This window comes from Streptomyces sp. NPDC050704, assembly GCF_040654355.1.
Classification (GTDB): domain Bacteria; phylum Actinomycetota; class Actinomycetes; order Streptomycetales; family Streptomycetaceae; genus Streptomyces.
On the sequence record NZ_JBFAHW010000011.1, the window covers coordinates 63,933 to 86,032 of the forward strand.

Below are 22,100 nucleotides of genomic sequence, written 5' to 3' on the forward strand. Positions count from 1 at the left end.
GAGGGGACATACAGAAGTGACCATCACACAGACCGAAGTCCGCGGCGGGGAGCAGATCACCGCTGCCAGCCGGCGAGCCCTCCAGGCCCAGGGCGTCTATCTGGGCACCACCGGTGTCGACCTGCGCACCGCCTTCCTGTTCCCCGGCCACGGGGCGCAGTACCCGGACATGTTCGCCGACCTCGCCGCCGAGAACCCGGTGGCCGCCGAGACGTTCGAGCGGATCGACGAGACCTACCGCGAGCTGGCCGGGCACACCCTGACCAGCCGTATGTTCAGCTCCGGCGGCAACGACCCGGTCAAGGAGCTCCAGGACCCGGTGGTCATGCAGCCCGCGATCTTCGCCGGCAGCATGGTCGTGCACCGGCTGCTGGAGAGCCAGGGCGTCATCGCCGAGACGCACATCGGGCACAGCCTGGGCGAGATCGGCGCGCTCGTGGCGGCCGGGGCGCTCTCCCTGGAGGACGGCGTCCGCGCGGTGTACGGGCGGGGTGTGGCCGTCAAAGCCATCCCCGCGGCGCGGCGCGGCGGCATGCTGAGCCTGCAGACGGACAGCGACCGCAGCCGCGAACAGCTCTCCCGGCTGCTGCTGTTGCTGCGCGGCGGCGGCAACGGCTATCTCATCCAGAGCCTCGTCAACTCGCCCGACCAGACCGTCCTTTCCGGCGACTCGGACGCGATCGACCGGGCCGCCGAGCTGTGCCGCGCGCGCGGCATCAAGGCCACCCGGCTGCGGGTCTCCCACGGCTTCCACTCCGACCTCCTCGAAGAGGCCGTGCCGCATCTGGAGCGCACGCTCGCCTCGCTCGACTGGCACGCGCCGCGGATCCCCGTGCTCTCCACGGTGATCGGCGACTACTACACCGAGCAGGACGTCCAGGACCTGCCCCTGCTGCTGGCCCGCCAGCTGGTGACGCCGTTCAGCTTCCAGGAGCTGATCGGCCGGATGTACGCGGACGGCGTCAACAGCTTCGTCGAGGTCGGCCCCAAGTCGATCCTCTCCGGCCTCACCGAGCGGATCCTCGCCGACCAGGAGGCGCTGGTCACCCCGACCAACATCCAGTCGCTCGGTGCGGTGGAGAGCATGCGCCGGTTCACGGCCTTCGTCGAGGTCCACGGGCTGCCCCGGAGCGAGCCGCGGCAGCGGACCGCCCCGCAGGAGCCGGCCGCGGAGACCGCCGCTCCGACCACCGCGCAACTCCGCGAGGACCTGCTCAAGGTCGCGGCCCGTTACACCGGTTATCCCGTACGACTCCTCGACCCGAGCCAGCTGATGGGCGCCGGACTCGGGCTGAGCACCAGGGTCCGCGAGGAACTGGCGACCGCGCTCGCCGCGCACCTCGGCCTGACGGACACGACCGTCTCCACCGAGTCGGACGCCCCGCTCGGCCACCTCCTCGACCAGCTCGCCGACGCCTCCCGCGGCGCGGGCGCCGCCCCCGCCGCGACGGTACGGGAGACCGCCGCGGAGCCTGCGCAGGAGACGCCTGTCCAGGAGACGCCTGTCGTGGTGGAGCCCGCCGAGGCCTCGGCCGGGGATCTGGCCGAGGCGGAGCGTGTGGTGTGGGAGGTCGCGGAGGCCAAGACCGGCTACCCGGCCGACCTGTTGGAGGCGGATCTGGATCTGGAGGCGGACCTGGGCATCGACTCGGTGAAGCAGGCCGAGATCCTCGGCGAGGTCCGTGAAGTGCTCGGCCTGCCGGTGGTCGAGGACATCGACTCCGCATCACTCAACACCCTCAACCGGATCGCCGAGTTCGTCGCCGGCCTCCAGGCCGCCACCCACCCCGTACAGCAGGAGACGCCTGTCCAGGAGACGCCTGTCGTGGTGGAGCCCGCCGAGGCCTCGGGCGAGGATCTGGCCGAGGCGGAGCGTGTGGTGTGGGAGGTCGCGGAGGCCAAGACCGGCTACCCGGCCGACCTGTTGGAGGCGGACCTGGATCTGGAGGCGGACCTGGGCATCGACTCGGTGAAGCAGGCCGAGATCCTCGGCGAGGTCCGTGAAGTGCTCGGCCTGCCGGTGGTCGAGGACATCGACTCCGCATCACTCAACACCCTCAACCGGATCGCCGAGTTCGTCGCCGGCCTCCAGGCCGCCACCGGACGCGGCCCGCGCGGCGGCGGCACCTCGGACACGGGCGGCGACGGCTCCGACGACAGTCACATACGCGAGGCGGCGCCCGCCCGGCCGGTGCTGCCGCCTGTCCTGGAGCGCACGATCGACCGCATCGCCGGACGGTACGTCCCTCTCGCGGTCGAGAGTCCGCTCGACCATCCCGGCGCGCGGCCGTTCTCCCTGGACGGCAAGGCGGTCGTGGTGATCACCGGACAGGACACGGCCCTCGCCCGTGAGCTGCTCCCGCGCCTTGCCCGGCGCGGCGCCCGCCCGTACGCCGTAGCACCTCGGAGCGCCGCTCTGGACGACTGGCCGGTCGCCCGCGCCGACTTCACCGACCCCGACTCCCTGGCCCGGGCCCTGGCGACCGCCCGTGCCGACGCCGAGGTCCAGGTCGTCGTCAATCTGCATCCCTACGGCCCCGGCCCCGACCCGGTCGCCGCGACCACCTCCTTCGACCGGCCCGCCGACGACTGGAGCGCCGCGGCCGACCAGCACTTCACCGTCAACCTCCTCGCCGCCAAGGCCTACTTCGCCGACCTCGCCAAGGCGGGCCGGGAGAGCGGCTACTTCGCGGCCACCGCCGTCGGCGGGGTCTTCGGCCTGGAGGCCGACGGTGCGATGGACCCCCTGGGCGGCCTCACCGCGGGCTTCGCCAAAAGCCTCGACCTGGAACTCCCGGAAACCCGCGTCAAGGTCGTCGACTTCACCGAGGGCGATGCGACCGCCGCGGCGGACACTCTCCTCGCGGAGATCACCACCCGGGCGGAACGGACCGTAGAAGTCGGCTACCTGCGCGGACTGCGCAAGATCGTCCAGGTGCTCCCGCACGAGATCGCCTCCCACGAACGGCAGCAGCCGCTGAGCCTCGACCCGGGCAGCGTCGTCGTCTTCTCCGGAGGCTCGCGCGGGATCACGTACGAATGCGCGAAGGAACTGGCCCGCCTGGAGGGCGTACGGGTCGTCATCCTCGGCCGCACCCGCCCGGCGGAGGGCACCGAGGACTGGATGGCGCTGGACGACGACTCCTTCGCCGAACTCGGCCGGAGCTGGTTCCCCCGGGCGAAGAAGGAGAACCCGGCCATCACTCCGGTCGAGGCCAAGAAGCAGTTCGCGGCCCTCGCCAACTCCCGTGAGCTGAGCCGGAACATCGAGGAACTGCGCGCCATCAACCCGCTGTCCGTCTACGAGGTCTGTGACGTCTCGGACGGTGACCAGGTCACCGCGGCCGTCGACGCCGTACGGCAGCGCTACGGCCGGATCGACGGCGTCGTGCACGCCGCCGGCCTGGACTCGGTCGCCGCCGTGCCGAAGAAGTCCCTGGACCACGCCCGGCACGTGGTCCGGGTGAAGGCCGACGGCTCCCACCACCTCTGGCACGCCGTCAAGAACGACCACCTGAAGTTCTTCGGCTTCTTCGGCTCCTTCCTCGGCCGCTTCGGCATGGACGGCCAGGTCGACTACACGGCCGGCGCCGACCTCGTCTCCAAGCTCTCGGCGATGCTCGCCCGCCGGCACCCCGAAACCAAGGTCTTCACCCTGTGCTGGACCGGCTGGGCCGATGTCGGCATGGCCGCCACCGAGGCCGTACGACGCGTCCAGGAGGAGGTGCGCGGACTGCGCTACCTGGGCGTCGAGGAGGGCGTGCAGCACTTCGCCCGGGAGGTCTTCCAGGGCGGGGACGACCCCGAGGTACTGGTCTTCGGAGAGATCGGCAAGAACAGCTACGGCGGCCAGGACGCCTCGATGGACGCCCCCCGCACCGGTGTCGCCGTCCCCGTCGGCCCCGAGGGCAGCGTCCGGGACCGGATCGCGCTGCCCCTGCTCGACACCGTCTCCGAGGTCACCGACACCCGGGTCCGGGCCGCCAAACGGCTCGATCCGCGCACCGACCGCTACCTCGACGACCACCGGGTCAAGGGCGCCGGCACCTTCCCCGGCGTCCTGCACATCGAGGGCCAGGTGCAGGCTGCCGGGCTGCTGGTGCCGGAGCACACCGTCGTCGGCGCGGAGAACATCGAGTTCCTGAAGTTCGTCAAACACCTGCCGGCCTTCCCGCTCGACCTGCGCTTCGAGGCCGAGGCCGGTGATGAGCAGGAAGACGGAACCCGTCGTATCCGCGCCGAGATCCGCTCCGACCTCGTCACCGCCGACGGCCGGGTCCTGGAGGCCGACCGGGTGCACTCGCGCGGCACGTACGTCTTCGCACCGCACCCGGCCACCCCGCCCGCGCCCGACCCGGAACTCGCCGAACTCGTCGACAAGTCGACCGAGCTGAGCCTCGACCGGTTCTACGAGCGGGCCGCCGACCAGATCACCTTCGGCCCCGGTTTCCGCCAGGTACGGCGGGTCGGGTTCGTCGGGGACATCGAGGACGGGCGGATGGTGAGCGAGATCGTGGTCGACGCCGGCCGCGGGCTGCTCTCCACCACCCGGACACCCCGGCTGCGGACCCTGCCCATCGTCATCGACAACGCCTGGCGTTCCACCCTGCTGTGGGCCTACCACCACCTCGGCAGCCATGTCGTGCCGGTGTCCATCGCGGCGATGCGCTTCCATCGCGTACCGCTGTCGGGCGAGACCGTGCACACCGACTCGACCGTCGCGGCGAGGCGGGAAGGAAAGCCCGGAGACCTGCGAATCGACACCCGGATCGTCGACGCCGCCGGCCACCCGCTCTGCGAGATCCAGAACCTCGTCGTGACACAGGTGGGGCGTGATGAGGGCGATACGCGTCTCCTGGACTGAGTCCGCCCTGCCGGGCAGCGGAACCTCGCTGCCCGGGGGCGGCACCGTGACCACCGAATGGCTCCCCATCGCGCAGGTCCGCGGGGACTACGCGGCGGCCCCCTCGGCCTACCCGGCGCACTACCTGGCCCCGGCCGAACTCCCGGTCCTCACTCGCATCGCCGCGCCCAAGCGGCAGGTGGAGTGGCTGGCCGGACGGGTCGCGGCCAAGCGTCTGGTGTGCCTGGTCCTGGAAAGGGCCGGACTGACCGTGCGGCCCGGCGAACTCGCCGTACTCGGCAACAAGCCGGGCAGCCGGGCGGGCAAGCCCGAACTGTCCTGGCGTACAACGGCGTTGGCCGGCTCCGTAGGCCGGCACGCCGCGGACATCTCGCTCGCGCACACCCTCCGGTTCGCGGTGTGCGCCCTGGCCCACAGCGGCCGGGTCGGGGTGGACGTGGAGCCGCTGCGCGGCTTCAGCCCCGCGCTGCGGCGCACGGTCTTCACCGAGCACGAAGTCGCCCTGGCCGGGACCGCGTTCCCGGCCTTCGACACCCGCCACCGCTCCGCCGCGCTGTGGGTGGTCAAGGAAGCACTGCTCAAGGCGTACGGCATCGGTTTCGCGCACGGCTGGGGAACCGCCCGGCTGCGCGCGGCCGACGCCACCGCCGCCGTCTTCGACATCGCCCTCCCCGCGGAGGCCGACCCGGGGCACCGGGTCTCGGTCCGCTACGGCCGGGTCACCGACCACATCTTCGCCATCGCCTCCGTGGCCTCCCGGCCGCAGGACGGCCACCAGCAGAAAGGGCAGCTCCGTGCCTGGGACTGACAACGAGGGTTCCGAGGGGTTCGCAGGGTTCGACCCCATCGCCGTCGTGGGATACGGCTGCGTCTTCCCACCCGACTCGTACGACGCGGACACGTTCTGGCAGAACATCCTCGGCGGCCGGATCGCCATCGGCTCACCGCCGCGGCACCGCTGGAACTGGGAGGACTACCACGAGGAGGACAAGGGCGTCGTCGACAAGACGTACTGCCGCTGGGGCGGTTTCATCGACGACTACGCCGGACCCTCCGGCCTGGAGGAGCTGACCCGGATCGGCCAGGACGCCGTGTCCGAGCTCAACCGCACCCAGCTCATGGTGCTCGACACCGTCCTCCAGACCCTGCGGATGTCCGGCTACAGCCCGAGCCGGCTGAGCACCACCGACACCGCGCTGTTCGTCGGCAACATGCTGGGCGACGAACAGGTCATGGAGTCCTCGCTGACCTTCCGCTCCACCGAGGTACTGCACCACCTGCGCAACAGCGAGGCCTTCCAGGACCTGGACACCGACCGGCGGGCGGCCATCGAGAGCGGCTTCCCGGCCGCGGTCAGAAACCGGCTGTACGACGCCGACTCCGGGCCCGCCGCCCATGTCTTCCAGGTCAGCGTCGCCAAGGCGGTCGCCCGGGTGATCGGGCTGCCCGGCCCGGCGGCGATCGGCGACGCGGCCTGCGCCTCCGGCCTCACCGTGATCGACACCGCCGTCAAGTACCTCCAGGACGGCAGCCACGACATGGTCCTGGCGACCGGTGTGCAGGGCAACATGAACATCACCGGCAACGTCTGCTTCGCGAAGATCGGCGGCCTGTCCGCCACCCGCAGCACCCCGCTCGACGAGAGCGCCAGCGGCCTGATCAACGGCGAGGGCTCCGGCACCGTCCTGCTGAAGCGGCTGAGCGACGCCGTGCGCGACGGCGACACCATCGCCGGAGTGATCCGCGGCGTCGCCACCCGCTGCGACGGCAAGGGCAAGGCCATCTACGCGCCGTCCTCGCGCGGCCAGGTCGCCGCCATGCGCCGCGCCCTCGAACTCGCCGACGCGGCCCCCGGGGAGCTCGACTACATCGAGACCCACGCCACCGCCACCTCCACCGGCGACCTCGTCGAGGTCAGCTCCCTCCAGCAGCTGTACGAGGGGAGCGGGACGGCGCCCGGCTCCATCCGGCTCGGCTCGGTCAAGGCCCAGATCGGGCACACCTTCTCCGCCGCCGGCATGGCCAACCTGCTGAAGATCCTGCTCGCCTTCCAGCACGAGACCGTGCCGCCCACCCACGCCTTCACCCGGGCGCCGAGCGCGATGAAGCTGGACGGTTCGCCCTTCCGGGTGCCCGTCGCGTCCGAGCCGTGGCAGGCGCCGGACGAGTGCCGGCCGCGCCGGGCGCTGACCAACGCCTTCGGGTTCGGCGGCGTCAACACCAGCGTCATCGTCGAGCAGTACGACCCCGTGCACCACGCCGATGCCGCCCTGGAGCAGCAGAGCCACACCGACCGCAGCCGCAGCTCGGCCAACGCCCCGCTCGCGGTGCTCGGCATCGGCTGTGTGGCCCCCTACGCCCGCGACACGGCCGGCCTGGTCGCCGACCGCGCGCCGGGCGCCGGGGTCACCGGCTTCCCCGAGGGCCGCTGGCACCCGGACGCCGCCGAGATCTACGACCCCGAAGGCACCTGGCGCGGCGGGGTCGTCACCGACCTCGACTTCCCCTGGAAGACGTACCGCATCCCGCCGAACGTGCTGGAGGACCTCGACCGGGCGCAGCTGCTGTCGGTGATGGCGGCCGGGCAGGCCCTGGAGGAGTACGGCGCGCCCATGGCCGACCGGGTCGACGCGGGCGTCTTCGTCGGCGCGACCTGCGGCCTCGAATCGGGTCTGACCCGCAACTTCCGCATCCGGCTCGTGGAGTTCGAGCGGGCCCTGGAGGACGTACCGGAATACCAGGCGCTCGACGAGACGACTCGCAGGGCGCTGGTCGAGAGCTACACCCAGGAGGTGCACCGCTACATCCCGCCCACCCGGGAGAACGCGCTGCCCGGCTACATGGACAACATCACCGCGGGTCGTATCCAGAACATCTTCGACCTGCGCGGCCCCGGCGTCGTCATCGACGACGACCTGTGCTCCTTCGGTACGGCCCTCGGGCTCGCCAAGCGCAATCTCGAACAGGGCGAGTGCGACGTCGCCCTGGTCGGCGGCGTGCACGCCAACCTCACCCCCGAGTTCACCCGGCTGTTCGAGCGCCGGCTCAAGGAGGCCGGGCACGACGTCGAGGGACTCACTCCTGCCGAGGGCGCCGCCTTCATGGTCGTCAAGCCGCTCGACAAGGTCACCGAGGACGAGAAGGTCCTCGCCGTGATCGACGGGGTCGGCTGCGCCGACGCCGACATCCCGGTGGCCCTGCCCGGTGTCCCCTTCTTCTACGGCGCCGACGGCGCGATCCGCTCCGTCGAGGTGATCGCGCGGATGCGGGCCGACGAGGAGAAGGCCGAAGCCGCCCGGCTGGACCTCGTCCGGGTCAAGCTCCCGCAGGTCGAGAGCGGCTGGGGCTATTCGCTGCGCGTCCGCCGCGACGACTCCGTCGTCGACGACGACGAACCCGCCGTACCCGAGGAGCAGGAGCGGGCGCCGCAGCCCGCCGCCTCGCCCGACGACCCCGGCACCGGTTTCCTGACCGCCCCCACCTACGAGCAACTCCTGGCCCAACTGGAGCAGTTGGCGCGGGGCGAGCTCGTCCCGCTCGACCGCATCGACTCCCCGGCCTCGGGCGGATACCGGCTCGGGTTCAGCTACGCGTCGTGGGTCGACCTCGCGCGCAAGGCCCAGCTGACCGTGCGTCTGCTCCGTCCCGACAGCTCCGCCGCCCCGTCCACCCACCCCACCGTCACGAGGTGACCTCTCCCATGGCAACCATCACCGAACCGGTCCGTTCCCAGGAGCGGATCGCCCGGCCCGTCCACCCCTGGCTGCGCAGCCTGTTCTTCTGGCCGGTACTCATCCACTGCGGCCTCAGCTTCGTCCCGCTGTACTTCCTCAGCTCGCGCACCGGCGACTTCTTCGCCTGGGAGACCGGCTCGTCGCTGAGCGCCGCAGCCCTGGGAGCCGGCTACGCGGGAGCCTGCACGATGTTCCTGCTGACGCTGCGGGAGAAGGACTGGACGAGCGCCCGCGGCACCGTCTTCGCCCCGATCACCCTGCTACTGTCCGCCCTGATCCTCGCCGGTGTCTACGCCGACGACTTCCACTTCACCGAGGGACCGGCCTTCGCCCGTGCCTTCGCCTGGCTGTGGCTGGCGTCCCTGGCGGTGTTCCAGGTGACCTGCTTCCTCGTCTACAAGGTCCACAACACCGGCCCCAAGACCGCCGACCCGCGCGGCCCCGCCCCGATGAAGGCCGACGTCAGCATCCCGACGGCCATCATGGGCGCCGTCCTGTGGGGGCTCGCCTTCGCTCTGTGGATCGCCCCCGAGGCCGTCGGCGACGCCTGGGCCTGGCAACTGGAGCCGCTGGACGCCCGGATGCTCGGCGCCTGGTTCTTCGCCTTCGGCGCCGGCGCCTGGCAGGCGCTGTGGGAGCACGACCTGCACCGCATGCGGGCCGGCTTCCTGACGGACGTCACGCTCAGCGTCCTGTCGCTGGCCGCGCTCGGCCTGTATGCCGACGACGTCCGCTGGGGCAATGCCCTGACCTGGGTCTACATCGTCGTTCTGGTCGGCCTGCTGGTGGCCGGCCTGACGGGCCGCTACATGGCGCTGCCGGAGGCGCTGGAGGCGGAGCGGAAGGTGCGTGAGGAGGAGCCCGCACGCGCCTGACGGCACGGTCGCCGGGGTCCGGAGCAGACCCCGGCGGCCGACGCACCCGTACACCCGTACACCCGTACTTCGTACCCGTAGCGCCGCTCGGATCAGGGAGGTCGGTCATGCTCAAGCAGAAGCACGCCGTACGTGGTTTACCGGCGGCGGTCGAGGGCCTGGAGCACATCCCCGACCGGGGCCCGCTCGTGGTGCTGGCCGGCGGCGACGGCCGACGACCGCTGGACACCGCCCTGTTCGCGGTGCGCGGCCGGCCCACCCGGTGGCTCGACGGCCCCGAGGCGCTGCACGCCCTCGCCCACGACGAGGCCGTGGTGGTCCGGGGCGTGGAGGACGCCATGGCGGCGGCGGACCGGGCCTCGGCGCCGGTCCTGCCCGTCGCGCTGTGGCCGGCCGGCCGCGGTACCCGGATCGCCGTCGGGCCGGTGCTGCCCCACGACCCGGTGCGGTACTCGACCCGGGACCGCGTCCGGTCCGGGGGCGCGGCGCTCACCGCCCTCGTCGAGCGGACCAGGAACCCCGAATGGTCCGCCGGCCCCTGTTCGGCACGGGCCGCGGCCGACCAGCTCGACCGGGTCTTCGAGGCGCTCCTCAGCCGCACCGACCCGCTGCCCGACAGCACGCTGTACGCGCAGGCCGTGCTCCTGCTCGACCTGGGCCGGCTCGGCGACCCGCACAACATCGACCTGCGCGTCGGACGGCTGCGGCTGACCGCCCTGCGCAACGAGACCCGGCCGCGGCCCGTCAAGGCCGCCGCGCTGTGGCGGCTGCGGGCCGGAGCCGAGGAGGCGCTGCGCCAGGACCCGAACCACCTCATGGCCAACTACCTGCTCGGCCGCTGGCACCTGTCGGCCCCCGGCCTCCTGGGCGGCCGCCGGTACCTCGCCGTCGCCCACCTCAAGGCCGCCGAACGGCTCGGCCGGGGCGACACCCGCTACGCACTCGGCCACGCCGAGGCACTCCTGGCCGTCGACCGGCCCACCGCCGCGCTGTCCGCCCTGGAGCGGGTCATCGAGGCCCCCGCCGACCACCCCCGCACCGAGCGGCGCCGCCAGTCCGCGATCCGGATGAGCCGCGCCCTCCAGCTGAGCCGCAGTGCCTCCTCAGGGGCACGAGGGAAGGGATGACCTGTCGATGAACCCGCAGAGCGCGTACAGCCCGCACAACCCGCACAAGGGAAGCTTCAAGATCAACGACACGATCTCCACGTCGTTCCGTCACTGGGTCGCCAGAAACCACGTGGACGCGGTGGAGGGCCTGTGCCACATCCCCGCCGAGGGCCCGTTCATCGTGGTCTCCAACCACCTCAGCTTCTTCGACCACTACCTGCTGGAGACCGTCCTGCACGGCGCGCGCGGCCGGCACGTCTACTTCCCGGCCAAGGCAGCGCACTTCAACCACCCCGTCAAACGCCTGGCCCGGCTGAGCGTCGGCTGCATCCCGCTCGACAGCGACCGGCCCGACCGCAACTCCCTGGCCGCCTTGAAGGAGGTGCTCGACGGCGGCGACGTGCTGTGCATGTACCCGGAGGGCACCCGCTGGACCGGCGGCGGCCTGGCGCCGTTCAACGACGGCCCGTTCTACTTCGCCGTACGCACCGGTGTCCCCGTCGTCCCGGTGATGATCCACGGCGCCGACCGGATCCTGGCCAAGGGCGAGGTCCGCCCGCGCCGGGCCACCGCCCGCCTGGTCTTCGGCGCGCGGCTGACGAGCATGCCCGGCGGCCGGTCGCGCAGTGCCCAGATCGCCGACCTGCGCACTCGGGCCAGGGCCCGCATGGAGCAGCTCGGCGACCGGGCCCGCCGCACCTACGGCAGCCCCGACGAGGAGAGCGCCCGCCTCATCCGGCGCCGGGCCGACGAGATCGCCGTCGCCGCCTGCGTACGGGGCCAGGGTCTCGACCGCACCGCCCGGCGGCGGATCGCCGTACTGCACAGCCTGGCCCGGGCCTCGGCCGCCGACACCCCAGCTCCCGCACCCGCTCCCGCACCTGCCGCAGTGACCGGCTGAACCCGGCCCGAGGAACGAGGTACACATGCGTAAGAACATCCTGATCACCGGGGCGAGTTCGGGCCTCGGCCGCGGCATGGCCCGCCAGTTCGCCGCCCGCGGCCGGAACGTGGCACTGTGCGCCCGCCGCACCGACAAACTGGAGGAGGTACGCGCGGAGTTGACCCGCGCCTACCCCGACACCCGGGTCACCGTGCGGCAACTCGACGTGCGCGACTACGAGGCCACCACGACCGCCTTCCGTTCGGTGCGGCGGGAGTTCGGCGGCCTGGACCGGATCGTGGTCAACGCCGGCCTCGGCTCGGGCGCCTCCGTCGGCACCGGCCACTACGAGGTCAACCGGGCCACCGCCGAGACCAACTTCCTCGCGGGTCTGGCCCAGTGCGAGGCCGCCATGGAGACCTTCCGGGACCAGGGCACCGGCCACCTCGTCGTGGTGTCCTCGGTCAGCGCCGCCCGCGGCCTGCCCCGGCACCTGACGGCGTACGCCGCCTCGAAGGCCGGCCTCGCCACCCTCGCCGACGGCATCCGCGCCGACGTCATCGGCACCCCGCTGAAGGTCACCGCGCTGTTCCCCGGATACATCCGCACCGAGATGAACGAGGGCCTGGCCAAGACCCCGTTCATCATGGACACCGACAAGGGCTGCGAACTCCTCGTCCGCGCCATGGAACGCGAACCGGCCAGGGCCTTCGTGCCCGCCTGGCCGTGGGCCCCGGCGGGCGTGGTGCTGCGCCGTCTGCCGCTCGCCGTCGTCGCGAAGTCGGTGTGAGCCCATGACTCCTGTACAGACCTGTGCCACTGAGCGGTACGGCAGCACCCTGGTCGTCTTCGAGGGCAGCCGCCGCATGCTGTGGAGCAGGCCGGAGCCCGGCCGCTGGCGACCCGTCGGGATCTGGCCCGGGGCCACCGAGGCCGCGGAGCTCGCCGCCCACCTCGCCGCCCGGCGCAACGTCCTGGTCGTCCTCGACGAGACGGAACACACCGTCAGCCTGCTGGCCGAGGAACTCGCCGAGGCACCCGCGTCCGTGCGCCGGCTGGTGCGCGGCGCCGACCCGGGCGAGCCCGTCGACGTCCGCATCCCGGTCCTCGACTGGCTGCCGGCCCCGCTGCGCCGCCACGGGTTCGCGTTCCTGCACACCGGCGCCGAGGCGGTGCGGCGAACCCCGGCCGCGCTGCTGCCCCCGCTGCTGACCGACGAGGCCGACCCGGACCGGCCGTATCTGAGGTTCGCCCTGCGCACCCAGCGAACCGCCCTGGGCGCGGGCCGGCTGGCCGACGCCGTCGGCCACCTGTTCACGCCGGCGCCCCGGCCGCAGTACGCGTGACAGAACACGACGGCGGGGCCCCTGAGCGGGCCCCGCCGTCGTCGTCCGCGCGCGCGGTGGCGCGTCAGCCCCGCTGCGGGTCCGCCGCCCCACGCGCCTGCGCCTGCTCCTGTGCGGTCAGCCGCTTGTCCGCCTCGTCCCAGCTCGGCGGCAGCGTGACGTCCTGCTTCCAGGAGGTGAACAGCGACTCGCGCATCGCCGGTTTCAGTTTGGTCATCACCGACAGGTGCGGATCGGTGCGGATGTACGTCTGCAGCGCCTCGCGGCTCTCCCAGGAGGACAGCGTCCAGAACGTCTTGTGCCAGGGGTCGGCCCGCAGCGAGACCCCCACGTTCCCAGGGGTGTTCTGGGCCTGACGGTAGACACCGCCGGACAGGATGAAGAAGCGCGGGACACGCAGCAGGGACTTCAGCTTCAACCGGGATGCCATCACGACGACTTGACCGCCGCCGGCCCCGGCCGCCGGCCCGTTGGACCAGGGGAGGGTGTGGCTCATCGGATCTCCTTCATGAGTGTGGCGGTGTCACATGGGTGGGTTTCCGTGCTTCCGGGCCGGTACTTCGGCGTGCTTGGCGCGCAGCATCCGCAGCGAGGCGATCAGCAGCCTGCGGGTGTCCCGCGGGTCGATGACGTCGTCCACCAGGCCGCGCTCGGCCGCGTAGTACGGGTGCATCAGCTCGTCCTTGTACGAGGCGATCAGCCGGGCCCGCTCCGCGTCCGGATCGTCCGCCGCGGCGATCTCCCGGCGGAAGACCACGTTCGCCGCGCCCTCCGCGCCCATCACCGCGATCTCGTTGGTGGGCCAGGCGAACGACAGGTCCGAGCCGATCGACCGCGAGTCCATGACGATGTACGCCCCGCCGTAGGCCTTGCGCAGGATCACCTGGATCCGCGGCACCGTGGCGTTGCAGTACGCGTACAGCAGCTTGGCGCCGTGCCGGATGATGCCGCCGTGCTCCTGGTCGACCCCGGGCAGGAAGCCCGGCACGTCCAGCAGCGTCACCAGCGGGATGTTGAAGGCGTCGCACGTCTGCACGAACCGCGCGGCCTTCTCCGAGGAGTGGATGTCCAGCACCCCCGCCTGGGACTGCGGCTGGTTGCCCACGATGCCCACGACCTGCCCGCCGAGCCGGGCCAGCGTGCACACCACACTGCCGGCCCACGCGGCCTGAACCTCGAAGTGGTCGCCGTGGTCGGTGATCTCCTCGATCACCTTCCGGATGTCGTACGGCCGGGAGGCGTCCTCGGGCACCAGGTCGAGCAGCGCGTCGCAGACCCGGTCGTCGGGGTCGCCGCCCGTCTCGACGGGCGGCAGCTCCCGGTTGTTCTGCGGCAGCAGCGACAGCAGGTAGCGCACCTCCTCCAGACACGAGGGCTCGTCGTCGTAGACGAAATGCGCCACGCCCGAGATCGACGCATGGGTGTCGGCGCCGCCGAGCCCGTTCTGGCTGATCTCCTCGCCGGTCACCGCGCGGACCACGTCCGGTCCTGTGATGAACATCTGCGAGGTCTCCCGGACCATGAACACGAAGTCCGTCAGGGCGGGGGAATAGGCCGCCCCGCCCGCGCACGGACCGAGCATCACGCTGATCTGCGGGATGACGCCGGAGGAGCGGGTGTTGCGGCTGAAGATGCCGCCGTAGCCGGCCAGCGCCGTCACCCCCTCCTGGATCCGGGCGCCCGCCCCGTCGTTGAGGCTGACCAGCGGGGCGCCGGCGGAGGCGGCGAGGTCCATCACCTTGTGGATCTTCTCGGCGTGGGCCTCGCCCAGCGCGCCGCCGAAGATACGGAAGTCATGGGCGTAGACGAAGACGGTGCGCCCGTGGACCGTTCCCCAGCCGGTGATCACACCGTCCGAGTACGGCTTCTTCGCCTCCAGGCCGAACCCGGTGGCGCGATGCCTGCGCAGCCCCTCGATCTCCGTGAACGAGCCCTCGTCCAGCAGCAGTTGGATACGCTCACGCGCGGTCAGCTTGCCGCGCGCGTGCTGCCGTTCGGTCGCCTTGGGGTCGGGCCCGGCCAGCGCCTGCTGCTTGATGTGCCGCAGCTGGGCCAGCCGACCGCTGCCGTCGCTCAACTGGCCCGGTTCCGCAGGGGCTTGGGCCGTCTCGTCGGCGGTCTCGTGGGACAGGACGGTCACCGCGGGCCCCTCCTCAGCTGGTCGATCCAGGTCATCGCGAGGAAGACGTCTCCCTCGACACGCAGCCGGTCCGCGGCGAAGGCGAGCGAGCCGCGCAGCTCACCGAGGGCGAGCAGGGTCAGGTCCTCCTGGCTCAGGGTGACGGTGGAGTTGGGCGGGTACGGGGCGACCGGCACGACCGAGGAGCCCTCGTCCGTGATGGTCACATAGCGGGTGCGGGTGCCGGTCGGGGTCTCCACGACGAAGCGGAACACACCGGCCCGGCCGGGTGGCCGGGCCCGTGCGCCCGCGCAGCACCACTCGAAGAGCTGGTCGAGAGACCGCTCCGCATCGTTTCTCAGGTCCGCGGCCACCATGGGTCTTCCCTCCTTCTGCGCATCTCGGGGCTGAGAGCCTGTGTCATATCCCCGGTCGGATCAGCGCGCGGCGTCTGGTGCGTGCGATCGCAAGGCGCCGGGAGGTCCTCGTAGCGGAGCTACTAGGGCCTTTCGGCAACGCGGCGAGCGTGCGTGCCAGACGCCGCGCGCCCGACCGGGGATATGACACAGGCTCTGAAGCCTTCGCGTCGACCATGCCGGGTGTGCCTGGCAGGCGGCTGGACCGGCGGTGGACCGAACGCCGGTCGTGAGGACGTATGAATTCCTCACAGGGGGCCGGTGAGGTCGTGACTGTGCCCGGATGCCGTCCGCGCCGCATGCTGAATGTCGTCCGCACCGGGCAACTCACCTTCGAAACAGGAGTCCTTCCCCATGACGCACATCAGTCAGGTCGTCACGCAGGAAAGCCGCTCCACGCTCACCCCGCAGCACCACCAGGAGTCCTATCTCCCTTACACCGGGCAGGACGAGCCCATGGAACTGGTCATCGAGGTGCTGACCGCACCCACCGGCCAGCCCGCCATGTTCTCCCTCTGCTATGCGAGCAACTCCGCCTCATGAATCCCGTGTTGATCGGGTTCCGGCGCCACCTCCGTGCGGAGGTGGTGCCGGACGACGCGACCTATCTGATTTCCGAACACGGAATCACCGCCCTCAGAGCGCCTCATCTGGAATCGGTCGCCCCGCTCCTCGACGGCAGCCGTGACCTGACGGCGCTGCTGCGGGACAGCCCGGAGCCGCTGCCCGCCGAGCGGCTGACCGCCCTCCTCGCACAGCTCGCCGACGCCGGGTTCATCGAGTACCGGGAGCACCTGTGCTCCGAGCCGGCGGACCACAGCGCCGAGGCCTACTGGGAGCTGGCCGGACTCGAAGGCCGCCGCACCCGCATCAAGGCCGCCTCCAGCGCCGTGGAACTGCGCACCGTCGGCGACTTCGACGCCGCCTACGCTGCCCGTGCCCTGAGCGCCTCCGGCCTCGCCGTCACCGCCGATACCGCGCCCGGCGCCGCCCTCACCATCGTCGTCTGCGACGACTACCTCGCGCCCGAACTCGCCGTGATCGACGCCGAACACCGGGCGAGCGGCCGGCCCTGGCTGCTGGCCAAGCCCAGCGGCGCCACCGTCTGGGTCGGTCCCGTCTTCCGCCCGGGCACCGGAGCGTGCTGGGCCTGCCTGGCGCATCCGGTACGCCTGCACCGCGGCGTCGAGTCCCAGGTCGGTGCCGCCCTCGGACGGACCGGCCCCATGCCCGGACCCGCCGCGGGCATCCCCTGCACCCTGGGCGCGGGCCTGCACCTGGCGGCGATCGAGGCCGCCAAATGGCTGGCCGGCCACCATCCCGGTCAGGACCGGGTGCTCACCTTCGACACCCTGACGCTGGGATCCCGCCACCACGTGGTGCGCCGCCGGCCGCAGTGCCCCGCCTGCGGGAACACCGGCCTCAGCGCCGAACGCGCCCTGGCCCCCGTCGTCCCGCGCTCCAGACCCAAGGCCCCCGGCGGCAGCGGCGGCCACCGCTCCCGCTCCGCCCAGCAGATGCTCGACACCTACGGCCACCTCGTCAGCCCGGTCACCGGTGTCGTCTCCGACGTCACCCGGGTCGAGGGCGGCCCGGCCTTCCTCAACAGCTTCAGCTCAGGACCGAACCCGGTCTCCGGCGCCCCCGGACTCACCGGCCTGCTGGGCGGCCTGCGCCACGTCAACGGAGGCAAGGGCGTCACCGCCCTGGACGCCGAGGTCAGCGCGCTGTGCGAGGCCGTTGAGCGCTACTCCGGCTGTCTGCACGGCGACGAGTACCGGATCCGGGGGCGCTACCGCGACCTCGACGGCCTCGCCGTGCACCCCGACGCCTGCCAGCTGTACGCCGACGAGCAGTACGCCGGCCGCGAGAACTGGAACCCCGCGCACTCCGGCTTCCACCACGTCCCGGAACGCTTCGACGAGGAAGCGGAGGTCGACTGGACCCCCGTCTGGTCCCTCACCGGCGAGCGCCACCGGCTGCTGCCCACCGGTCTGCTGTACTTCTCCACCGCCGCCGAACGGCACAACCCCGTCGCGGGCCGCCGTTTCGTGCACGCCGACTCCAACGGCAACGCCGCCGGCGCCAGCCTGGAGGACGCCGTCCTGCAGGGCTTCCTGGAACTCGTCGAGCGCGACGCCGTGGCCCTGTGGTGGTACAACCGCACCCCCCGGCCCGCCGTCGACCTGCACACGGCGGGCGACCTGTGGACCGAGGAGCTGATCGACGTCCACCGCGGCCTCGGCCGCGAGGTGTGGGCGCTCGACCTCACCTCCGACTTCGGCATCCCGGTCTTCGCCGCACTGTCCCGCCGTACCGACAAGGCGGCCGAGGACATCGTCTTCGGCTTCGGCGCGCACCTCGACCCGAGGATCGCCCTGCGCCGGGCGCTGACCGAGCTCAACCAGCTGCTCCCGGCGGCGGTCGACGCCCGGGACGACGGCGGCGGCTACGCCCTGACCGACCCAGAACTGCTGCACTGGTGGCGCGGCGCGACCATGGAGAACCAGCCCTATCTCCGCCCGGCACAGACGGCCGCGAGCAGCCTCGCCGACTTCTCCTTCCCCACGAGCACCGATCTGCGCGACGACCTCACCGCCGTCACCCGGGCGGTGCGCGAGCGCGGACTCGACCTGCTCGTCCTCGACCAGACCCGTCCCGACGTAGGACTGCCCGTGGTCAAGGTCCTGGTCCCCGGACTGCGCTCGTTCTGGGCCAGATTCGCCCCGGGCAGGCTCTACGACGTCCCCGTCGCCCTGGGCCGTCTGCCGGAGCCCGTCGCCCGCGCCGACCTGAACCCGGTGCCGCTGTTCGTCTGATCCTCGCCCCCCTTTTCGTCCCCAGGAGCTCACCGTGTCAGTGCCAGCCCGCATCGACGAACACGACCGTCGGAAGGCGACCACCACCCTGTGGTCCCTGCGCGAGGACGTCCGTGTCGAAACGGCCGAGGACGGCGACGCAGTCGAACTGCACGGCCGCTGGTCGGACCTGCGGGTACGCAACCCGGAACCGGGCCTCGTGGAGACCCTGCGCCGGATGAACCTGGGGCCGGTCAGCCTGGACAACGTGTCGCCCGGCGACACCGGAGCCGGCCGCAGGTCCTGGCAGGGCGCGCTGCTGCGCCTCCAGGACCTGGTCGTCCGCTCGCTCGCCTTCGCCGACAGCGGGCAGGTGCTCCTGTCCGCCGTCCCGCTCTCGCACGCCGCGCGCTTCAGCCCCGAACCCCCGCCGGAGAGCGGCCTGCTGAAGCTCTCCCGGTTCGCGGTGCTGCGCCGCGAGGGGGACCTCTTCCAGCTGGAGTCGCCGCTGTCGCTGCACCGGGTGCTGCTGCACCGGCCCGAGGCCCAGTGGGTGGTCGCGGCCCTCGGCCGGCCCGTCGCCGCGTCGAAGGCCGGTGACGGCCTCCCGCTGGCCGGGGAGGTGGTGCGCGAGATCCTCGGATATCTCATCGGCACCGGAATGGTGCTGGTCGCGCAGACCACCGACGGCGACTTCGAGGAGGACCAGGACCCCGCCCTGCGCACCTGGTCCGCCCACGACATGCTCTTCCACACCCGCTCCGTCATGGGCCGCGACGACGGCGACTACGGCGCGACCTTCGCACACGTGGCGCAGATCAAGCCACAGCCCGCCGTCAAGAACCGGCCGCACGGTCCGGTCGTCCCGCTGCCGAGGCCCGAACTGGGCGAACTCCTCGACCGGGACCCGCCGTTCACCACCGTGCTGGAGGGCCGCAGTTCGGTGCGCGAGTACGGCGCCTCCGCCCTGACCCTGCGCACCCTCGGCGAGTTCCTCTACCGCACGGCCCGGGTCCGCTCGCTCGGCACGGCCGGCACCGGAGAGACGGCCTACCCGTCCAGCGACCGCCCGTACCCGACCGGCGGGGCCGCCTACGACCTGGAGCTCTATCTCACCGTCCGGGACTGCCCGGAACTGCCCGCCGGTATCCACTACTACGATCCGCAGGGCCACTGCCTGGTGCTGGTCAGCGAGGACCTCGCGGCCGCCGCCGAACTGTCGGCGGGTGCCATGGCGTCCGCCGCGCTGTCCGCGCCGCCGCCGGTGCTCATCACCCTGACCTCGCGTTTCCAGCGGCTTTCGTGGAAGTACAGCGGGCTGGCGTACGCCCTGGTGCTCAAGCACGTGGGGGCCCTGATCCAGACGTTCTACCTGGTGGGCTCGGCGATGGGCCTGGCCACGTGCGCGGTGTGCAGCGAGGACATCGCCGCGTTCGCCGGGGCGGCCGGCCTCGACTGGCGGACCGAGTCACCGGTGGGGTCCTTCGTCCTGGGCCCGCTTCCCGCCGACGCCCGCACGCCCGGCGAACGCCGGCCGGGTCACCACCTTCCCGTCAACGGACAGGACTGGCCGGAGCGTTCGACGGCGGCCCACGGCAGCTGAACAGCGGGGAAAGGACCGGACCAGACCCACCACCGCGGCCCCCGGCCGTCTACTATGACGGCACGGATGTGAGCATCAACGGGGGAGTGTGTGGATGCCGCGCGGATTTCTGCGTTCCGATAGACAGCAGCGTGACACCCTCCCACCCCAACTGGCCTTCGCCATCGTCCTGATGGTCCTGTGCGGATTCGTCCTCATCGCCGTGCTCAACGTGATCGGCACGGATCCGGGACCCTGGCTGCTGGCGTGCTGCCTCCTCTCCAGCCTGTCGCTGTTCGCCATCCAGACGGTGCACAGCGCACCGAACACCGAGCGGTTCAGGCTCCGGTACGGTCCCTGGACACTCGGCGCCCAGGCCGTCCTGACGTACGTCCCCATGGTGTTCTTCGGTGTCACCTGGGGCGGCATGGGCGGTTTCCTCGCGGGATCGTGCCTGCTGATCATCGCGGCGCCGATCTGCTGGGTGGCGTTCGGCGCGGTCGTGGCGGTGACGGGTCTTGTGGCGGTCCTGGAGGGCACCGACTGGGTGGACAGCTCCTACCTCGTCGTCTCCACCGTGCTCACCGGCCTCATCGTCTACGGCCTGACCCGGCTGTCGAACCTGGTGGCCGAGGTGCACCGGGCGCGCGAGGAGCTGGCGGAGATGGCGGTGGCCCAGGAGCGTCTCCGCTTCGCCCGTGACCTGCACGACCTGCTGGGCTTCGGCCTGTCCGCGATCACCCTGAAGAGCGAGCTGACGTTGCGCCTGGTGGCCACCCGGCCCGAACGCGCCCGGGAGGAACTGGTCGCGATCCTGCAGATCTCCCGGCAGGCCCTCGCCGACGTGCGCTCGGTGGCCCGCGGCTACCGCGAGATGTCCCTCGACACCGAGGCCGCCTCCGCCGAGGACGTGCTGACCGCCGCCGAGATCGAGGCACGGATCGATGTGGACTGCGGGCCGCTGTCCACCCGCGCCGGAACGGTGCTGGCCACCGTGATCCGCGAGGGCGTCACCAATGTGCTGCGGCACAGCAAGGCCCAGCGCTGCGTCATCGAGGCGCGCGCCACCACTGGCCCGGACGGCGCCCTCGTCCGCCTGGTCCTGGCCAACGACGGCGCCGAGGAAACCCACCGCACCGGCTCCCAGGACGGCGGCAGCGGCCTCGGCAACCTCCGCACCCGAGTCGAGGAAATAGGCGGCCACTTGACGGCTGCCGCCGATGACGCGGGGTGGTTCCGGTTGGTGGCGGAGGTGCCGCGGACTCCGGCGCCACGGGTTGGGCAGCCGTTGTCCTGAGAGCCTGTGTCTGAACCCCCGTCGCTGCGCAGGCGGGGGTTCAGACACAGGCTCTGAGGGGGCGGCCTTGGGGTGGCGGGCCGTTGTCGTGAACCGGCCTTGGCCCAGTCGGCCCCTTGTCGTGAACGGACTTGGGCCATCGGGCCGCCCCGCTGTTCTGCCCGGGGCGTTCGGACGGCGTGGGTCCACGGGATTTTCCCCTCGCCGCGGCGCCCACCCGGGTATCACGGCGTCAGCCGGCCGCTGTCCCGAACGCCCTCACGTCAGCCAGCCGTTGTCCTGGGCGATGCGGATCGCGTCGACCCGGTTTCGGGCGTTGAGCTTGGTGACCGCGCTGGTGAGGTAGTTGCGTACGGTGCCGAGGGACAGGAAGAGCCGGGTGGCGATCTCCATGGCCTCCGCCCCGTCGGCGGCCAGCTTCATCACCTCGACCTCGCGCCGGGTCAGCGGGTTCTCCTCGACCTCCCAGGCGGCCAGCGCCAGTTGGGGGTCGATCACCCGGCCGCCCTGCGCCACCTTGCGTACCGCGTCGGCGAGTTGGTCCGGCGGGGCGTCCTTGAGCAGGAAGCCCGACACCTTCGCCGCCATGGCCCGCCGGAACGTACCCGGCCGGCCGAGGCTGGTCAGGATCAGCACCCGGCAACTCGGCAGCGCCGTACGCAGCTGGTCGGCGGCGCTCAGCCCGTCCAGACCCGGCAGGTCGATGTCCACGATCGCCACGTCCGGGCGCAGCTCCAGCGCGGCCGGCACAAGCTGGTCCCCGGAGTCGAACTGGGCGACCACCTTGAGATCTGGCTCCATCTCGAGCAGCGCCACCAGGGCGCCGCGCACCATGTGCATGTCCTCCGCGATCACGATGCGGATCAATCGAACTCCCCCGTTCGAACGGCCGTCCTGCGGCGCACATATCCGCCAGCATCCGCACGCATCGTATTCGAACAGTCACCCCCACCGGGCCGACTCTCGTCGCCCACACGGGAATGAGCCGTGAATCCTTCATATTCCGCGCCCTGACGGAGTCACCGCCGACCGGGGACGCATGCACTGTTGGCCGAGGTCCGGCCCATGGGACCGTCG

16 protein-coding genes are annotated in these 22,100 nt (G+C 71.9%); 12 read left to right on the plus strand and 4 right to left on the minus strand.

All coding sequences use genetic code 11. From position 1 onward, the window contains the following. The first annotated feature begins 16 nt into the window (after positions 1–16). The 8 genes from AB0I18_RS08550 to AB0I18_RS08585 all read left to right on the plus strand — a co-directional run bounded on the left by AB0I18_RS08550 (position 17) and on the right by AB0I18_RS08585 (position 12,811). The gene (locus tag AB0I18_RS08550; RefSeq protein ID WP_363104633.1) at positions 17–4,864 is read left to right on the plus strand and encodes an SDR family NAD(P)-dependent oxidoreductase; all 4,848 of its coding nucleotides are present in this window, start codon (positions 17–19) and stop codon (positions 4,862–4,864) included. Continuing rightward, positions 4,836–5,672 carry a 4'-phosphopantetheinyl transferase superfamily protein gene (locus AB0I18_RS08555; protein WP_363104634.1) on the plus strand — a complete coding sequence of 279 codons (837 nt, stop codon included), beginning with the start codon at positions 4,836–4,838 and terminating at the stop codon, positions 5,670–5,672. Before AB0I18_RS08550 ends, AB0I18_RS08555 begins: the two co-directional genes overlap by 29 nt. Beyond that, positions 5,659–8,556, plus strand: a complete 2,898-nt coding sequence (locus tag AB0I18_RS08560; protein ID WP_363104635.1) for a beta-ketoacyl synthase N-terminal-like domain-containing protein — start codon at positions 5,659–5,661, stop codon at positions 8,554–8,556. Before AB0I18_RS08555 ends, AB0I18_RS08560 begins: the two co-directional genes overlap by 14 nt. 8 nt (positions 8,557–8,564) lie before the next feature. Beyond that, positions 8,565–9,473 (plus strand): hypothetical protein, encoded by a 909-nt coding sequence (locus tag AB0I18_RS08565; protein ID WP_363104636.1) that lies wholly within the window; start codon positions 8,565–8,567, stop codon positions 9,471–9,473. Between the two features lie 107 nt (positions 9,474–9,580). After that, positions 9,581–10,600, plus strand: coding sequence for a hypothetical protein (locus AB0I18_RS08570; protein WP_363104637.1), 1,020 nt, complete (start codon positions 9,581–9,583; stop codon positions 10,598–10,600). Positions 10,601–10,607: 7 nt separating this feature from the next. Then, a complete protein-coding gene (locus AB0I18_RS08575; protein WP_363104638.1) occupies positions 10,608–11,483 on the plus strand; it encodes a lysophospholipid acyltransferase family protein in 876 nt (291 codons plus the stop codon). Positions 11,484–11,508: 25 nt separating this feature from the next. Then, positions 11,509–12,255: an SDR family oxidoreductase gene (locus AB0I18_RS08580; protein WP_363104639.1), complete on the plus strand. Its 747-nt coding sequence runs from the start codon at positions 11,509–11,511 to the stop codon at positions 12,253–12,255. A gap of 4 nt (positions 12,256–12,259) precedes the next feature. Continuing rightward, positions 12,260–12,811 carry a hypothetical protein gene (locus tag AB0I18_RS08585; protein ID WP_363104640.1) on the plus strand — a complete coding sequence of 184 codons (552 nt, stop codon included), beginning with the start codon at positions 12,260–12,262 and terminating at the stop codon, positions 12,809–12,811. A gap of 64 nt (positions 12,812–12,875) precedes the next feature. On the opposite strand, the gene AB0I18_RS08590 is transcribed toward AB0I18_RS08585, so the two are convergent. From AB0I18_RS08590 to AB0I18_RS08600, 3 genes are read right to left on the minus strand one after another with little or no spacing between them, the layout of a single operon-like run. After that, complete coding sequence (locus AB0I18_RS08590) at positions 12,876–13,307, minus strand: DUF3291 domain-containing protein (protein WP_363104641.1); 432 nt, start codon at positions 13,305–13,307, stop codon at positions 12,876–12,878. A 27-nt stretch (positions 13,308–13,334) separates the two neighbouring features. After that, positions 13,335–14,942, minus strand: a complete 1,608-nt coding sequence (locus AB0I18_RS08595; RefSeq protein WP_363104719.1) for an acyl-CoA carboxylase subunit beta — start codon at positions 14,940–14,942, stop codon at positions 13,335–13,337. Positions 14,943–14,947: 5 nt separating this feature from the next. Continuing rightward, positions 14,948–15,307 carry an SCP2 sterol-binding domain-containing protein gene (locus tag AB0I18_RS08600; RefSeq protein WP_363104642.1) on the minus strand — a complete coding sequence of 120 codons (360 nt, stop codon included), beginning with the start codon at positions 15,305–15,307 and terminating at the stop codon, positions 14,948–14,950. Between the two features lie 393 nt (positions 15,308–15,700). On the opposite strand from AB0I18_RS08600, the gene AB0I18_RS08605 reads away from it, so the two are divergent. The 4 genes from AB0I18_RS08605 (at position 15,701) to AB0I18_RS08620 (ending at position 21,023) form a co-directional block, all read left to right on the plus strand. Further along, entirely contained in the window at positions 15,701–15,889 is a 189-nt protein-coding gene (locus AB0I18_RS08605) for a hypothetical protein (protein WP_363104643.1), read from the plus strand. After that, positions 15,886–18,165: a TOMM precursor leader peptide-binding protein gene (locus AB0I18_RS08610; RefSeq protein WP_363104644.1), complete on the plus strand. Its 2,280-nt coding sequence runs from the start codon at positions 15,886–15,888 to the stop codon at positions 18,163–18,165. Before AB0I18_RS08605 ends, AB0I18_RS08610 begins: the two co-directional genes overlap by 4 nt. A 34-nt stretch (positions 18,166–18,199) precedes the next feature. Then, on the plus strand, positions 18,200–19,747 hold the full coding sequence (locus AB0I18_RS08615; protein WP_363104645.1) for a SagB family peptide dehydrogenase: 1,548 nt from the start codon (positions 18,200–18,202) through the stop codon (positions 19,745–19,747). A gap of 94 nt (positions 19,748–19,841) precedes the next feature. Further along, positions 19,842–21,023: a histidine kinase gene (locus AB0I18_RS08620; protein WP_363104646.1), complete on the plus strand. Its 1,182-nt coding sequence runs from the start codon at positions 19,842–19,844 to the stop codon at positions 21,021–21,023. A 258-nt stretch (positions 21,024–21,281) separates the two neighbouring features. Here the strand turns inward: AB0I18_RS08620 and AB0I18_RS08625 are convergent, their stop codons facing one another. Then, the gene (locus AB0I18_RS08625; RefSeq protein ID WP_363104647.1) at positions 21,282–21,890 is read right to left on the minus strand and encodes a response regulator transcription factor; all 609 of its coding nucleotides are present in this window, start codon (positions 21,888–21,890) and stop codon (positions 21,282–21,284) included. Positions 21,891–22,100: the final 210 nt, after the last annotated feature.

What these genes read in the sequence shown, in the direction of transcription:
- AB0I18_RS08555 (WP_363104634.1), top strand. Translation starts at nt 4,836, where the DNA reads ATGAGGGCGATACGCGTCTCCTGGACTGAGTCCGCCCTGCCGGGCAGC.
- AB0I18_RS08565 (WP_363104636.1), top strand. Translation starts at nt 8,565, where the DNA reads ATGGCAACCATCACCGAACCGGTCCGTTCCCAGGAGCGGATCGCCCGG.
- AB0I18_RS08570 (WP_363104637.1), top strand. Translation starts at nt 9,581, where the DNA reads ATGCTCAAGCAGAAGCACGCCGTACGTGGTTTACCGGCGGCGGTCGAG.
- AB0I18_RS08575 (WP_363104638.1), top strand. Translation starts at nt 10,608, where the DNA reads ATGAACCCGCAGAGCGCGTACAGCCCGCACAACCCGCACAAGGGAAGC.
- AB0I18_RS08580 (WP_363104639.1), top strand. Translation starts at nt 11,509, where the DNA reads ATGCGTAAGAACATCCTGATCACCGGGGCGAGTTCGGGCCTCGGCCGC.
- AB0I18_RS08585 (WP_363104640.1), top strand. Translation starts at nt 12,260, where the DNA reads ATGACTCCTGTACAGACCTGTGCCACTGAGCGGTACGGCAGCACCCTG.
- AB0I18_RS08590 (WP_363104641.1), bottom strand. Translation starts at nt 13,307, where the DNA reads ATGAGCCACACCCTCCCCTGGTCCAACGGGCCGGCGGCCGGGGCCGGC.
- AB0I18_RS08600 (WP_363104642.1), bottom strand. Translation starts at nt 15,307, where the DNA reads ATGGTGGCCGCGGACCTGAGAAACGATGCGGAGCGGTCTCTCGACCAG.
- AB0I18_RS08605 (WP_363104643.1), top strand. Translation starts at nt 15,701, where the DNA reads ATGACGCACATCAGTCAGGTCGTCACGCAGGAAAGCCGCTCCACGCTC.
- AB0I18_RS08610 (WP_363104644.1), top strand. Translation starts at nt 15,886, where the DNA reads ATGAATCCCGTGTTGATCGGGTTCCGGCGCCACCTCCGTGCGGAGGTG.
- AB0I18_RS08620 (WP_363104646.1), top strand. Translation starts at nt 19,842, where the DNA reads ATGCCGCGCGGATTTCTGCGTTCCGATAGACAGCAGCGTGACACCCTC.